The following is a 13,302-nucleotide window of genomic DNA, read 5'->3' as shown; positions in this document are numbered from 1 at the left end:
GCCGTCACCGCCGAAGGCCGCATAATCCAGGGCAAGCACGATCAGGTGCCGGCCCGAACGCAGGAAGGTCCCGTTGCCCAGTGGCAGCGGGACCTTCCGGTGTGACGGTGTCAGAGCGTGGCCGCGATGCGGTCGCCGATTTCCACGGTCGACGCCGCGCCGGAACGCGACTCGAGGTCCTTCGCGACCGCCGACTCGATGCGCGCGGCTGCCTCCGCGTTGCCCAGGTGGTTCAGCAGCAGGGCGACCGACAGGATCGCCGCGGTCGGGTCGGCCTTGGACTGGCCCGCGATGTCGGGGGCGCTGCCGTGCACCGGCTCGAACATGCTCGGGTTGGCGCCGGACGCGTCGATGTTGCCGCTGGCGGCCAGGCCGATGCCACCGCTCACGGCGGCGGCCAGATCGGTGATGATGTCGCCGAAGAGATTGTCGGTGACGATCACGTCGAACCGGCCCGGATCGTTGACCATGTGGATGGTCGCGGCGTCGATGTGCTGGTAAGCCGTTGTGACCTCGGGGAACTCGGCCGCGACCTGGTCCACGGTGCGCTGCCAGAGCGAGCCGGCGAAGGTGAGCACGTTGTTCTTGTGCACCAGCGTCAGGTGCTTGCGCCGGGCCTGCGCCTTGGCGAAGGCGTAGCGCACCACGCGCTCGATGCCGAAGCGGGTGTTGGTGCTGACCTCGGTCGCCACCTCGTGCGGGGTGCCGACCCGGATCGCGCCGCCGGTGCCGGTGTAGGGGCCCTCGGTGCCCTCACGCACGACGACGAAGTCGATGTCGGGGTTGCCCGCCAGCGGGCTGGTCACGCCGGGGAACAGCTTGGACGGCCGCAGGTTCACGTGGTGGTCCAGCGCGAACCGGGTGCGCAGCAACAGGCCGCGTTCGAGCACGCCGCTGGGCACCGACGGATCGCCGATCGCGCCGAGCAGGATCGCGTCGTGCTGCTTCAGCTCGGGCAGCACCGAATCCGGCAGGATCTCGCCGGTCGCGTGGTAGCGGCGCGCACCGAGGTCGTACTCGGTCTTCTCCACGCCGGGCACGACCGCGTCGAGCACCTTGAGCGCCTCGGCGATGACCTCGGGCCCGATCCCGTCGCCCGGGATGACAGCAAGTTTCATGACAAATGCTCCGTTCGATATTGCCGGTCGCGGCCGCCGCACCGTGCGGCCATGAGGCGACCGTCGGCATGCGCGCGACATTCCGGCCGGGTGACCGCAGCACCGTCACGCTACTCGGCGCGGCCGGGTCGCCGAGCATCGGGCGCGCGGACGACGCGGCTCCGCACGCGGGTGAAGAGACCGGCGCCGCGCACGAGTGCTTCGTGCGCGGCGCCGGTTCCGCGGGCACCGGGGCGCGTTGCCCCGGATCGGATCAGGACAGGTCGACCTGGACGACCTTGGCCGCGCCCACGGCCTCGGCGATCGCGGCCTGCACGTCGGCGGGCACCTCGCGGGCCACGCGCAACACCACGGTGGCGCCTTCCTTGTCGATGTCCTGGGTCAGCTGCGCGGCCAGGATGTCGACCTCGGCCTCGCCGAGCTTGGTGCCGATCTTGCCCAGCGCGCCCGGCCGGTCCTCGTAGTTCAGGATGGCCAGATTGAGGCCCTCGGCGCGCATGTCGTAGTTACGGCCGTTGATGTTGACGATCTTCTCCACCAGCTGCGGCTCGGTCAGCGTGCCCGCCACGTTCAGGGTGCTGCCGTCGCCGAACACGGCGCGCAGGTCGACGACGCTGCGGTGGCTCGGGCTCTCGGTGGCGGTGGTGACCTCGGCGGTGATGCCCCGCTCCTTGGCCAGCGCGGGCGCGTTGACGAAGGTGACCTGGTCCTCGACCAGCGCGGAGAAGATGCCGCGCAGCGCGGACAGCTCCAGCACGCCGACCTCCTGCGCGGCCAGCTCGCCGCGCACCTGCACCTCCACGCTGACCGGCAGCTCGTTGGACAGCGCGCCGAGCAGGGCGCCCTGCTTGCGGACGATGTCCAGCCAGGGGGCGACCTCTTCGCCGACGGCGCCACCGGTGACGTTCACCGCGCCGGGCACGAACTCACCGGCCAGCGCCAGCAGCACCGACTTGGCGACGTCGGTGCCCGCGCGGTCCTGAGCCTCGGAGGTGGATGCGCCCAGGTGCGGGGTCACCACGACCTGCGGCAGGTCGAACAGCGGGCTGTCGGTGCACGGCTCGGTCTCGAACACGTCCAGGCCCGCGGCGCGCACATGGCCGGACTTGATGGCCTCGGCCAGGGCGGCCTCGTCGACCAGGCCACCGCGGGCGGCGTTGACGATGATCACGCCCGGCTTGGTCTTGGCGATGGCCTCCTTGCCGATCAGGCCCTTGGTCTCCGGGGTCTTCGGCAGGTGGATCGAGATCAGGTCGGCGCGCTCGAGCAGCTCGTCCAGGGTGAGCAGCTCGATACCCAGCTGCGCGGCGCGCGCGGGCGACACGTACGGGTCGTAGGCGACGATCTTGGTTTCGAAGGCGGCCAGGCGGGCGGCGAACAGCTGGCCGATGCGGCCGAGTCCGATGACGCCGACGGTCTTGTCGAAGATCTCGACGCCGTTGAACTTGCTGCGCTGCCAGGTGCGCTCGCGCAGGGTCGCGTCGGCCGCGGGGATCTGGCGGGCGGCCGCGAGCAGCAGGGTGACGGCGTGCTCGGCGGCGGTGTGGATGTTGGAGGTCGGCGCGTTCACGACCATGACGCCGCGCTCGGTGGCGGCGGGCACGTCGACGTTGTCCAGGCCGACGCCGGCGCGGGCGACGATCTTCAGGTTCTTCCCGGCTTCCAGGACCTCGGCGTCGACCGTGGTCGCCGACCGCACCAGCAGCGCGTCGGCCTCGGGCACCGCGGCCAGCAGGGCCGGGCGGTCCGGTCCGTCGACCCACCGGACCTCGACACCGTCACCGAGCGCGTCGACGGTCGACTGGGCGAGCTTGTCGGCGATCAGAACTACAGGACGGCCTGCTTGGCTCACGTGGAGTACTCCTGGGGATGTGGTCGGCAATTACCGCCGACCAGCTTAGTGCGCGCGATTTCCGGCCCGGCTACCACCTGGTAGGCGGCCGTCGTCAGTCCCGGCGCTGGCAAAAATATGAAGACCGGTCTACAGTCACCGCATGGGCGTCAAAGGCACCGAGACTCGCGGCAAACTCGTCGACGCGGCGCGCACGCTGGTGGAGCGGCACGGCTACTACGGCGCGGGACTGAACCAGATCCTGGCGGCCAGCGGCGCGCCGCGCGGGTCGCTGTATTTCCATTTCCCCGGCGGCAAAGACGAATTGGTCGCCGCGGCGATCGCACAGGCAGGCAAGGAGATCACGGCGATGATCGACACGATCGAGCCGGGTGACGCCGCCGCGGCCGCGAGCAGGCTGCTGCGAGCGTTCGGCGACCGACTGGAGGCATCCGGCTGGCAACAGGGCTGCCCGGTCGCCACGGTCGCCCTGGACGTGGCGGCGGCGAACGACCCCATTCAGGCCGAGTGCGCCGCCGCGTACGCGGCGTGGGAGCAGGCGCTGCGGATCCGGCTTCGCGCCGATGGCCGCGACGACGCGGACGATCTGGCGGCCGCGGTGCTGGCGATGGTCGAGGGGGCACTGCTGCTGGCCCGTGCGCAGCGCAGCCGTGCGCCCTTGGAACGCGTCGAACGCACTCTGCGCGCCATGATCTGAGCCCCGAACACGGCGCTCAGCCAATGGCTTTCTCGTGTCCACAAAATATGTAGACCGGTCTAGTAAGGAGATTGACATGTCCGACAGCATCGTTTTCGGAGCCGCCGGGTTCCTCGGTCGCAACGCCGTCGCCCGCCTGCTCCAGCAGGGGCATTCCGTCACCGCCGCGCTGCGGGCGGGCAGCGAGCAGCGCCTCACCGGATGGTTGAGCAGACAGGGCGTGGACGAGCGCGGGCTGGAGATCATTCCTTGCGACGTGACCGCGCCGGACCTCGGCCTGCCCGCCGACTTCGATGCGTCCGGCGTTCGCGACGTGTACAACTGCGCGGCCCGCTTCGCCTTCGGGCTCGCGGCCGACGACGCGTACGCGGTGAACGTCACCGGGGCGCTGCGCGTGCTCGAGTGGGCCGCCGCCCTGCCCGATCTGCGACGCGTCGTGCACATCACCGGGTATCGGATCACCGTCGAGGAATCCGAGGAACAGCACTACGAGAACGGCGCGTACGGGGCGTCGAAGTTCGAATCGGATCCGCTGCTGCGCCGGCGGGCGGCCGAACAAGGCGTCGCGCTGACCGTCGCGAACCCGAGCAGCGTGATCGGCCCCGGCCAATACATCGGGCTGGCGAGCGTCGTCGAGGATCTGTGGAACGGGCGACTTCCTGCGCTCCCCGGCGGGCCCGACACCTTTGTGCCGATCGTGGATCTGGACTACTTCACGGATTTCTTGATCAGCCTGCCCACGCTGCCCGATACCGCGGGCCGGTCCTACACGGTGCTCGACGAGCGGACTCCCGTGCTGCCCGGCCTGATTCGGCTGCTGGCGGATCACCTCGGCGTCCGCGCACCCCGGTTCTCGATCCCGGTCGGCGTCATCTCGAAGCTTCCACCCGCCCTGACCGGCGCCGATCCGGAGACGCTGAGCTTCATCGCCGACGACCGCTACGACACCTCGGCGGCACAAGAGGTGGCGCGCCGCGCCGGGCTCACCATGCCGCCGACCGAAGCCACCCTGCTCGGCTGGGCCGACCATCTGGTGGCCACGCGATTCGGCGCGGCGGCCGACGACCCGACCGCCGGTTTCACCGACGGCATCTGGGTGAGCGGCGAACGCGTTCGTCCGGCTTATGTTCTGCTGCACGGCCTTCCGCTGGACGGCGAGTCCTGGAACGCGGTGCGCGCGGAGCTGGACGGGCCCAGCCTGGTCGTTGACCTGCCCGGCCTCGGCCGTTCGGCGCCCGGGGATCGCGACGCGGCGCTGCCCACGTTGCTCGCTTCGGTGCGCTCGCGTCCGGTTTTGGTCGGCCATTCGCTCGGCTGCGGGCCGGTGCTGCGGTACGCGGCGCGGCATCCCGAGAAGGTTTCCGGCGTGGTGCTGGTCGCGCCCGCGTTCTTGCAGCCGCGGTCGGGGCGGCTGCTGCGCTCGCCACTCGCGACCGCGTCGATGCGCCGGATCTCGGCGGCGGCACTGGCGCGACGGCTCGGGGTGCCAGAGAGCGACGCGATCGCGAGCGCGGCGGCGAACCTGCGCAGGCGCGGCGTCGCGAGCCGAACAGTCGCCGCACTACAGGAGGCGAGTGCCCCCGCGCGGCGCGAAGAGCTGCGTACCTTGCTCGAAAGGGTCGAGGTGCCGGTGCGGATCATCGCCGGTTCCGCCGACCCGGTCACCGGCACGACCGCGCGGGAACGGGTTTCGATCGAGGGCGCGGGCCACTACCCGCAACTGACCCACCCGGCCCGGCTCGCGGCAGAACTCGCCCGGATCTCCGCCGTCGCGGCGCACGGTTGATCCCGTCCTCCCGCGTCGCGGCACACGGCCAGCCCGAGCTCCGGCGTTGCAGCGCTCGGCGGCGGGCCCCCACACCCTCGGGTGCGGGGGCCCGCTCGGTCACGCCATCGGTCGGCGTGCGACCCGGTCGGAGCTGTTCGACCGTTACGTCGGTCAGCGGCCGCCGAAAGAACCCGTCCACAAGGTGTCGACAAGACCGTGCAACGCGGCGCCGAGGGTGTCGAAAAGACCGTTCAGGGCAGCGCTACCGGTGTCGATGATAACGGGGATCATGGAAATACCTCTTCCTCGAAACTTTCCAGTCGAACTGGCTGACATGCGGCATGTCGGCGCAGGGACAGCGTCAGTTACGGAATTCGATAAATTGGTGATGCAGACCACAAAATGAAAAGATTGTGACCACACGCACGCCATGTGACGCTCGCGAGCTGCACATCTCGCCGTCTGCCCAGGTCAACGCGCTGAATGGACCTCTTATTTTCCTTTGCTAATAGATCCGCCGAGATGGCACACAGGGAGCGATGCGGACGAATTTCGCGGCCCGCAAAAATGGGGGGCACGGAGCGATTTCACCCCAGCTTCGATAGAGACAGCAAATAAGTTTCCAATACCTGAACCGACCAGCTGACGAAATTGTTACGCCACATCGGCGGCGCTGTTCACCCATTCGCGCGACACCACGCTGACCAATCGTCAGTGCGCCCCGATGGTGACCGATCGCACATCTTCGGCAGGCTTCGTGGCTGCTACCGCGCGGGAGAACGCACGTACCCGCGGGGTCTCGCGATACCGGTGCCACACCACCCCGAGGCGGGACTCGGCGATCCCGGTGACCGGCACGAAGCGCACGGGCCGTCTGCGGTGTGACTCCGCGGTGGGATGGCACAGCAACATCGCCCCACGCCCAGCCGCCACCGCGGCGAGACCTTCTTCCAACGTGCCGACCTCCGGCCCGGAGCACACCCTTCGCCCGCCCGGTGTGACGTCGAGCGCTTGGGCCCTGCGCCAGTACTCCGGCGCGGGCGCGCGCACTCCGATCAACGCGACAGCGGCGAGTTCCTCCACCGACAGCTCGGCCCGGCCCGCGAGCGGATGGGAACTGGCGACCGCGAGAGTCTGCTGCTGCCCCGCGAACACCGAGCCGAGCACCAGATCACCCTCGCCCATCGGCAGCAACACGACGGCGGCGTCGACCTCGTTGCGCCGCACCGCACCGAACGGATCGGCGAGCGGTATCTCGACCAGTTCTGCCGAGCAGCCCGGGTGCCACTGCTGGAACAACGCGACCGCGGCCATCAGGTGATCGTTGCCCGCGCCTTGGAACCCGACGCGCAAGCTCCCGTGGGCACCCCGGGCGGCGGCGCGAGCCTCGTCGACCGTCGCGCGCAACGCCGCGTACGCGGGCCGCAGTTCGGCGAGGAAGGCCGCGCCGAGCGGCGTCAACCGGACGGTGCGGCTGGTCCGTTCCACCAGTTGCCCGCCGATGCGCCGCTCCAGGGAACGCAGCAGCTGGCTCACCCGGCTCTGTGACACATACAGCCGGGCGCCGGCCCGTCCGAAATGCAGTTCCTCCGCGAGCGCGAGGAACGCTTCCAGCTCGCGGACCTCCAGCCCACCCATCAGCTTCCCTTCCACGGTCGATGAGTCCAGCTCATAGAACTATGAGACCTTCGTCGTTGTTTCCCCTCGCCACGAGCCGTTGGCTGGAGGACATGACACAGGTTCAGCAAGTCGATGCGCCGCAGCCGGTTTCGGTGCTGCGCGGGTGGCTCGGCGTCGGCGCGGTGACGGCGAGCACGTTCACGGTGGTCACCGCCGAGATGCTGCCGGTCGGCCTGCTCACTCCGATCGGCTCGGCGCTGCGGGTGAGCGAAGGCCGCGCCGGTCTCGCGTTGACGGTCACGGGTCTGGTCGCCGCGCTGTCGGCGCCCTCGGTCACCGCCGCGCTGCGCCGAGCCGAGCGCAAGGTGGTGCTGTGCGGCTTGCTGGCGGTGCTCGCGCTCGGCAATCTCGGTGCCGCCGCGGCGCCGAGCTTCGGCGTGCTGATCGGGGCACGGGTGCTGGTCGGCGTCGGCATGGGCGGGGTATGGGCGATCGCGGCGAGTCTGGCGGCGCGGCTGGTGCCCGCGCGCTCGGTCACCGCGGCGACCTCGCTCGTCTTCTCCGGCGTCGCGGTCGCCTCGGTGCTCGGCATTCCGGCGGGAACGTTCCTCGGCGCGCTCGCCGGCTGGCGGATCGCGTTCGTGGCCGCCGCCTGCCTGGCGGTAGTGGTGCTCGCGGCCCTGGCGGTCCTGCTGCCGCGGCTGCCCGCGACGGAATCCTTGGCCTTGCGCGGCGTATTGCGGCGACACGGCAGCCGGGCTTGCGGATCGCCCTGCTCGTGGTCGCGTTCCTGGTCACCGGCCACTTCGCCGCCTACACCTACGTGCGGCCCGTGCTCGAGGAAGCGACCGGCGTCGAAGCGGAAACGATCGGCGCGCTGCTGCTGGTCTATGGGATCGCCGGTGTCGCGGGTAATTTCGGCGCGGGAGCCGCGGCGGCACGAGCGCCGCGCAGGACCTTGATCGCGATCGGCTCGGTTCTCGCCGCGGCCGCGATCGCCCTACCCGTGCTGGGCGTCTCGCTGCCGTGGGCCGTCGTGCTGATGATCGTGTGGGGCGTGTCCTACGGCGGCGTCTCGGTGAGCACGCAGAGCTGGGTCTTCGCCGCGTCCCCGCACGCGAAGGAAGGCGCGTCCGCCCTCTTCGCGGGTGTTTTCAATGCCGCCATCGCGTTGGGATCGCTGAGCGGCGGCCTGGCGGCCGACGCGCTGGGCGTTGCCGCCGCCACGTGGCTGGGCGGGGCGCTTGCGATCATGGCCGTATTCGTCGCCGCGCTCGGCGGCGCGCGCAGGCCCTGAGGGACGAAAATGCCGCTGCGACACCTCGCTCCGGCACTTACCATCGCGTCCATGTCTCTACGCGCGATTCCGGATTCGATGGACCCGGCGGTGGTCGGGTCCATCGATCGTGAGCTGGCCCGAGTCGAGCTGGAGCACCGGGTGTCGATCCGGTTGGCGATCGAAAGCGGTAGCCGCGCCTGGGGATTCCCGTCGCCCGATTCGGACTACGACTGCCGGTTCGTCTATGTCGCCGCCCTGGATACCTACCTGTCCCCTTGGCGCACCCGCGACGTGGTGGAGACGCCCCTCGCGGGCCTGCTGGACGTGAACGGCTGGGATCTGGCGAAGGCATTGCGGTTGCTGGTGGCCGGCAACGCGGTGCTCATCGAGTGGCTGATGTCGCCGATCGTGTATCGCGGCGACCCGCGATTCCGCGACCGACTGCGCGCGCTGGCCGACGAGGTCGCCGACCGCAATCGGGTCGGCCGGCACTATCTGCATCTGGGCGCCAAGCAGTGGGCGCTGTTCGAGCGCACGGGATCGCTGAAGAAGGTGTTCTACGCGCTGCGCCCCGCGATGGCGCTGCGCTGGCTGCGCGAACATCCCTCGGCGGCGGTGGCGCCGATGCATCTGCCCACGCTGTTACGGCAGTGCGATCTGCCCGCCGATCTGTCGGCGGCGGTGGCCGAGCTGACCGACCTGAAATCGCGGACCCGCGAAATGGGCAGCGGAGCGGTCCCCGCACCGATAACGGCGTTCATTGTCGCCGAATTCGCCTGTGCGGCAGACTTCTTCGTCAAGTCCAATGGGCGCGACCTCACCCGAGCCCGTGCGATCACCGCCGAGTTCTTCCGAGCCGAGGCCCTGGCCGGCTGACGACTACGAGACGGCCGCCCGACCGTCCTCGGCGACCGCGTCGGCGTAAGCCTGGACGAGTCGCTGCGTGGCGGTCGGACGATCCGGGTCCGGGCGCGGTATGCCGAGGTGACTCTCGCGCAATTCATCCATGAACTCCGCCCACAGTGGCGGCCCGCCCGCCTCGAGCAATTCCGCCCGCACCCGGAGACGTTTGGTGGTAGGGCGGTGCCGCAGACCCCACGCGCCGAGTTGCGCCATGATCGGCACCAGTTGGATGGCCGGTTCGGTGAGCCGGTATTCGGCCTTCTGGCCGGGCCTGGTGTCCGCGCGGCTGAGCAGCCCGGCCGCCACCAGGCGCTTGAGCCGGTCGGACAGGATGTTGGAGGCGATGCCCTCTTCCGATCCGGCGAGCAGTTCGCGGAAGTGCCGCCGATCGCCGAACATCACGTCACGCAGCACGAGCAGCGTCCACCGATCGCCGATCACCTCGATCGTCGCGTTGATCGGGCATCCCGAACGTCCCTCCTCCCGCATCCTGGCACTCCCGTCGGTCGGCAACTACTGCTTGCAGAATACAACCAGCCAGCCGTGCGCTGCCCCCGCCTTCGCCCGCCACCAGGCGTGCGGCGCTCCACGCAAACGGAAAGGCCCCGCACCATCCCGGTGCGGGGCCTTTCGAAAGTCAAGTCGCGATCAGAGAACGCGGACGTCCTGGGCCTGCGGACCCTTCTGTCCCTGGCCGATCTCGAACTCCACGCGCTGCCCCTCATCGAGGGACCGGAAACCCGCGCCGCTCACAGCCGAGTAGTGCACGAAGACGTCGGGCCCCCCACCGTCTTGTGCGATGAAGCCGAAGCCCTTCTCGCTGTTGAACCACTTCACAATGCCTTGAGCCATTTCATACTTTCTGTAGACGAGCCAGGTAGGTGTTATCGATATGCCCTGGTCTCGTAGATCAACGATGCCATGATCCGACGAATTACTCACGTTTCCCGCCCCCAACTGTGAGCTAACGCTCACCAGGGTGCTCTTCGCGAGTACCCTCGCAACGCTCGCTCAGGGGCGGGCTGGTTGTCACCTCCCACGCTCGGTCGGGTCCCGATCGCACGACATTGCCGGGCCCACCCGTCGGGTACCCGCACTTTTCGCCGGATAACGCTCGCCGCCCTCCCCGGCGAGCATGTCCCCACCGACCTGAGCCACCGCCCCGGGCGGTAGGGAGCTATATTCGCGACGCGGCTCGACACTGATACTGTCTTGCTACCAATTAGATTGCGCCGCAACGCATTTCAGCGTACCACGGTCAGACCCCGACTTCAGCTTAGGTCCGTGGGGCGGCCGGCGCACCGTTCGTTAAGTTCTGTTCACGAGCGCGAATAGCGCAGCTGGCGCGGTTTCGCCTCGTCGTAGGCGGCGCGGCCCGGCAGCTGCTCCGGCACGCCGACCTCCCACCACGCGCCGGCATCGGTCCACGCCGACGGCAGCGTCCGCACGACCAGCACGGCGGGACGCCGCTCGGCGATCGCCGTCGCCCGCGCCCGCAGGTAGGCGTCCCGGAATTCGTCGAGGTCGGTGGCGGTGAAAGCGGCGCACCCCAGAGCGGCGGCATGGGCGGCGAAATCGACTCGGGGCGATCCCGCGCCCACGGTGCGGCAATCGGCATAGAAGTTGTTGAACGGTTCGCCGCCCTGCCCTTCTTGCAGCCTCGCGATCACGGCATAGCCGTCGTTGTCGCAGACCACCGCCACGAATGGGTGCCCGGCGAACGCCGCGGAGAACAGTTCCGAATTCAGCATCAGATACGAGCCGTCCCCGAGCAGGGTCGTCACCACGCCGTCGGTGCGCGCCATGGCCGCGCCCCACGCGCCCGCGAGCTCGTAGCCCATGCAGGAGAAGCCGTATTCCACGTCCATGGTCGGCGCGCCGCCTGCCGCCCGCCAGCCGCCGACGAGTTCGCCGGGCAGGCCGCCGGAGGCCGTCATCACATAGTCGCCCGGTTCGCTCGAGTCGTTGACGACGCCCACCACCTGGGCGTAGCTCGGCGCGCCCTGGGTCGGTGCGCGCAACCGGTCGATGTGCGCGTCCCAGGCGCCGCGCAGTTCGGCGGCTCGTGCGGTCCACTCGGCGTCGACTCGCCACTCCCCCGTCTGCCCGGCCAGCTCGCCCACGGTGGCCTCGGCGTCGCCGACCACCGCGAGGGCGCCGTGCTTGACGGCGTCGAAGCGTGCCACGTTGATCGCGACCAGGCGAACGTCCGGCGCGAAGATCGTCCAGGACGCGGTGGTGAAATCCTGCAATCGGGTGCCGACCGCGAGGACCAGGTCGGCTTCGGCCGCCAGCGCGTTCGCCGACGCCGAGCCGGTGATGCCGAGCGGTCCCGCGTACAGCGGATGCGCGTGCGGCACGAGAGTGCGGCCCGCGGTGGTCTCGACGATCGGCATGCCGACGCGCTCCGCGAAGTCCAGCACGGTAGGTCCAGCGCCCGAATACCGGACACCACCGCCGAGGATCAGCAGCGGGCGGCGCGCGGCGCGCAGTGCGGCGACTGCCTCGGCAAGTGCCCGGTGGTCGGGACGTGGCCGCGTGAGACGGTGCACCACCGGCTCGAAGAGCGCGTCGGGGAAGTCGTAGGTCTCGGCTTGGACGTCCTGCGGCAGCGCCAGGACGACCGGACCGGCATCGGCCGGATCCGTGAGCACCCTGGCCGCTTGCGGCAACGTGGCGATCAGCTGTTCCGGGCGGGTGATGCGGTCGAAGTAGCGGCTCACCGCGCGGAACGCGTCGTTGACCGTGACCGTCGGATCGCCGAAGTGCTCGACCTGCTGCAGCACCGGGTCGGGCGCGCGTCCGGTGAAGGTGTCACCCGGAAGCAGCAGCAGCGGGAGGCGATTGGCGTGCGCGACGCCCGCCGCCGTCACCATGTTGAGTGCGCCTGGACCGATCGACGAGGTCGCGATGCCGACCTGACGCCGGTGGGTGGCCTTGGCGTAGCCGACGGCGGCCAGCGTCATCCCCTCTTCGGTGTGCCCGCGCCAGACGGGGAGTTCGGCGCGACGCTCGTGCAGCGCGGTACCGAGGCCGAGCACGTTGCCGTGGCCGAAGATCGCGAAGACGGCGGGGAACAACGGCACCTCGCTGCCGTCGAGCGTCTCGGAGCGCTGGGCGATCGACCAGGCCACCAGCGCCTGCGCCGTGGTCAGCTTCATCCGATCCGTCCTTCGTGGGAGGTAACCGGACAGCGCGGGTCGAGCGGCTCGTCGTCCCAGCGCGCCCGCACCCAACCGTGCGCTGGGTCGTCGCAGAACGCCATCGACCGCTCGGGCGCCGGACCGGCCAGCACGTTGAGGTAGTACATGGGGTAGCCGGGCGCCGCGACGCACGGGCCGTGATAACCGCGCGGGATCAGGAAGACGTCGCCGTCGCGGACGACGACGTTCTCGTTCACCGTGCCGTCGGCGGTGTATGTGCGGTGCAGGCCGAACCCCTCGCGGGACGGAGTGACCCCGTCGCGTCCGGCGATGCGGAAGTAGTAGATCTCCTCGTTGACGACCTCGCAATCGCTCGCCTCGTCGTGCTTGTGCGGCGGATAGGACGACCAATTGCCGTCCGGGGTGAGCAATTCGCACGCGTTGAGTTTGTCCGCGTGTTCCCACGCACCGGGTATGCCGAAATTGGTGACCTGACGCGTCGCGCTTCCCGCGCCCCGCACTTCCACCGGAACCGCCTCGGCTGGACCGTATCTCGGCTCCAGCCGCTTTCCGCAGCGGGCCATCGGGAGCGCGACCTCCAGATCACCGCCCTCGGCCATCAGTTCCACCTCGGCGTCGCGCGGGACATAGGCGAAATCCGTCACGCGGGTGAAGACCGAGGCCCGGCCGGTCAGCGCGAAGGTCGCGCCGTCCACGCGCACCGCGCACGCTCCGGACAGCGGCAGGACGAACGCCTCGAACTCACCCGTCCGGAGGGTTCGTGACTCGCCCGCGCGAATCCGCAGTACCCGTAGCCCGGCGTAGGTCCATCCGGCGTCGTCGGGAGTCAGCAGGATCGGGTCACCGTCATCGCGCAGGGTGCCTTCCGGACGATGCAGTGTCATCGCGCCTCCTCCGTCCT

The 13,302-nt window shown here is 69.8% G+C and carries 11 protein-coding genes and 1 pseudogene; 5 read left to right on the top strand and 7 right to left on the bottom strand.

Annotation, left to right across the window (positions count from 1 at the left end):
- Positions 1-110: 110 nt before the first annotated feature.
- On the bottom strand, positions 111-1,118 hold the full coding sequence (locus tag U3653_RS11845) for a 3-isopropylmalate dehydrogenase (protein WP_195078656.1): 1,008 nt from the start codon (positions 1,116-1,118) through the stop codon (positions 111-113).
- A 253-nt stretch (positions 1,119-1,371) separates the two neighbouring features.
- Positions 1,372-2,970, bottom strand: a complete 1,599-nt coding sequence (gene serA / locus U3653_RS11840) for a phosphoglycerate dehydrogenase (RefSeq protein WP_195078655.1) — start codon at positions 2,968-2,970, stop codon at positions 1,372-1,374.
- Positions 2,971-3,112: 142 nt separating this feature from the next.
- On the opposite strand from serA, the gene U3653_RS11835 reads away from it, so the two are divergent.
- Both U3653_RS11835 and U3653_RS11830 read left to right on the top strand, forming a co-directional pair.
- Positions 3,113-3,667, top strand: coding sequence for a TetR/AcrR family transcriptional regulator (locus tag U3653_RS11835; RefSeq protein WP_195078654.1), 555 nt, complete (start codon positions 3,113-3,115; stop codon positions 3,665-3,667).
- Positions 3,668-3,743: 76 nt separating this feature from the next.
- Positions 3,744-5,453 carry an alpha/beta fold hydrolase gene (locus U3653_RS11830; protein ID WP_195078653.1) on the top strand — a complete coding sequence of 570 codons (1,710 nt, stop codon included), beginning with the start codon at positions 3,744-3,746 and terminating at the stop codon, positions 5,451-5,453.
- A 693-nt stretch (positions 5,454-6,146) separates the two neighbouring features.
- Here U3653_RS11830 and U3653_RS11825 read toward each other — a convergent pair.
- Positions 6,147-7,073 (bottom strand): LysR family transcriptional regulator, encoded by a 927-nt coding sequence (locus tag U3653_RS11825; RefSeq protein ID WP_195078652.1) that lies wholly within the window; start codon positions 7,071-7,073, stop codon positions 6,147-6,149.
- A gap of 20 nt (positions 7,074-7,093) precedes the next feature.
- On the opposite strand from U3653_RS11825, the pseudogene U3653_RS33245 reads away from it, so the two are divergent.
- The 3 genes and pseudogenes from U3653_RS33245 to U3653_RS11810 form a co-directional block, all read left to right on the top strand.
- A pseudogene (locus tag U3653_RS33245) lies at positions 7,094-7,714 on the top strand (MFS transporter); the annotation flags it as partial.
- A gap of 119 nt (positions 7,715-7,833) precedes the next feature.
- The gene (locus U3653_RS11815) at positions 7,834-8,352 is read left to right on the top strand and encodes an MFS transporter (protein ID WP_323124200.1); all 519 of its coding nucleotides are present in this window, start codon (positions 7,834-7,836) and stop codon (positions 8,350-8,352) included.
- 51 nt (positions 8,353-8,403) lie between these two features.
- Positions 8,404-9,210 carry a nucleotidyltransferase domain-containing protein gene (locus U3653_RS11810; RefSeq protein ID WP_195078651.1) on the top strand — a complete coding sequence of 269 codons (807 nt, stop codon included), beginning with the start codon at positions 8,404-8,406 and terminating at the stop codon, positions 9,208-9,210.
- A gap of 3 nt (positions 9,211-9,213) precedes the next feature.
- Here the strand turns inward: U3653_RS11810 and U3653_RS11805 are convergent, their stop codons facing one another.
- The 4 genes from U3653_RS11805 to iolB all read right to left on the bottom strand — a co-directional run bounded on the left by U3653_RS11805 (position 9,214) and on the right by iolB (position 13,285).
- Positions 9,214-9,726 carry a winged helix-turn-helix transcriptional regulator gene (locus tag U3653_RS11805; protein ID WP_195078650.1) on the bottom strand — a complete coding sequence of 171 codons (513 nt, stop codon included), beginning with the start codon at positions 9,724-9,726 and terminating at the stop codon, positions 9,214-9,216.
- Between the two features lie 159 nt (positions 9,727-9,885).
- Positions 9,886-10,089, bottom strand: a complete 204-nt coding sequence (locus tag U3653_RS11800) for a cold-shock protein (RefSeq protein ID WP_054814460.1) — start codon at positions 10,087-10,089, stop codon at positions 9,886-9,888.
- 467 nt (positions 10,090-10,556) lie between these two features.
- Complete coding sequence (iolD, locus tag U3653_RS11795) at positions 10,557-12,398, bottom strand: 3D-(3,5/4)-trihydroxycyclohexane-1,2-dione acylhydrolase (decyclizing) (protein WP_195078649.1); 1,842 nt, start codon at positions 12,396-12,398, stop codon at positions 10,557-10,559.
- Positions 12,395-13,285: a 5-deoxy-glucuronate isomerase gene (gene iolB, locus U3653_RS11790; RefSeq protein WP_195078648.1), complete on the bottom strand. Its 891-nt coding sequence runs from the start codon at positions 13,283-13,285 to the stop codon at positions 12,395-12,397. Before iolB ends, iolD begins: the two co-directional genes overlap by 4 nt.
- Between the last annotated feature and the right edge of the window lie 17 nt (positions 13,286-13,302).

It is taken from the genome of Nocardia implantans, assembly GCF_035544775.1.
GTDB classification, from domain to species: domain Bacteria; phylum Actinomycetota; class Actinomycetes; order Mycobacteriales; family Mycobacteriaceae; genus Nocardia; species Nocardia implantans.
The sequence above is the reverse complement of the archived record's forward strand: the minus strand, read 5'-3'. Positions and strand labels throughout refer to the sequence as shown.

Coding starts and splice junctions, on each gene's coding strand:
- U3653_RS11800 (WP_054814460.1), bottom strand. CDS start 10,089: ATGGCTCAAGGCATTGTGAAGTGGTTCAACAGCGAGAAGGGCTTCGGC.
- iolD (WP_195078649.1), bottom strand. CDS start 12,398: ATGAAGCTGACCACGGCGCAGGCGCTGGTGGCCTGGTCGATCGCCCAG.
- U3653_RS11845 (WP_195078656.1), bottom strand. CDS start 1,118: ATGAAACTTGCTGTCATCCCGGGCGACGGGATCGGGCCCGAGGTCATC.
- iolB (WP_195078648.1), bottom strand. CDS start 13,285: ATGACACTGCATCGTCCGGAAGGCACCCTGCGCGATGACGGTGACCCG.
- U3653_RS11805 (WP_195078650.1), bottom strand. CDS start 9,726: ATGCGGGAGGAGGGACGTTCGGGATGCCCGATCAACGCGACGATCGAG.
- U3653_RS11835 (WP_195078654.1), top strand. CDS start 3,113: ATGGGCGTCAAAGGCACCGAGACTCGCGGCAAACTCGTCGACGCGGCG.
- U3653_RS11810 (WP_195078651.1), top strand. CDS start 8,404: ATGTCTCTACGCGCGATTCCGGATTCGATGGACCCGGCGGTGGTCGGG.
- U3653_RS11830 (WP_195078653.1), top strand. CDS start 3,744: ATGTCCGACAGCATCGTTTTCGGAGCCGCCGGGTTCCTCGGTCGCAAC.
- U3653_RS11825 (WP_195078652.1), bottom strand. CDS start 7,073: ATGGGTGGGCTGGAGGTCCGCGAGCTGGAAGCGTTCCTCGCGCTCGCG.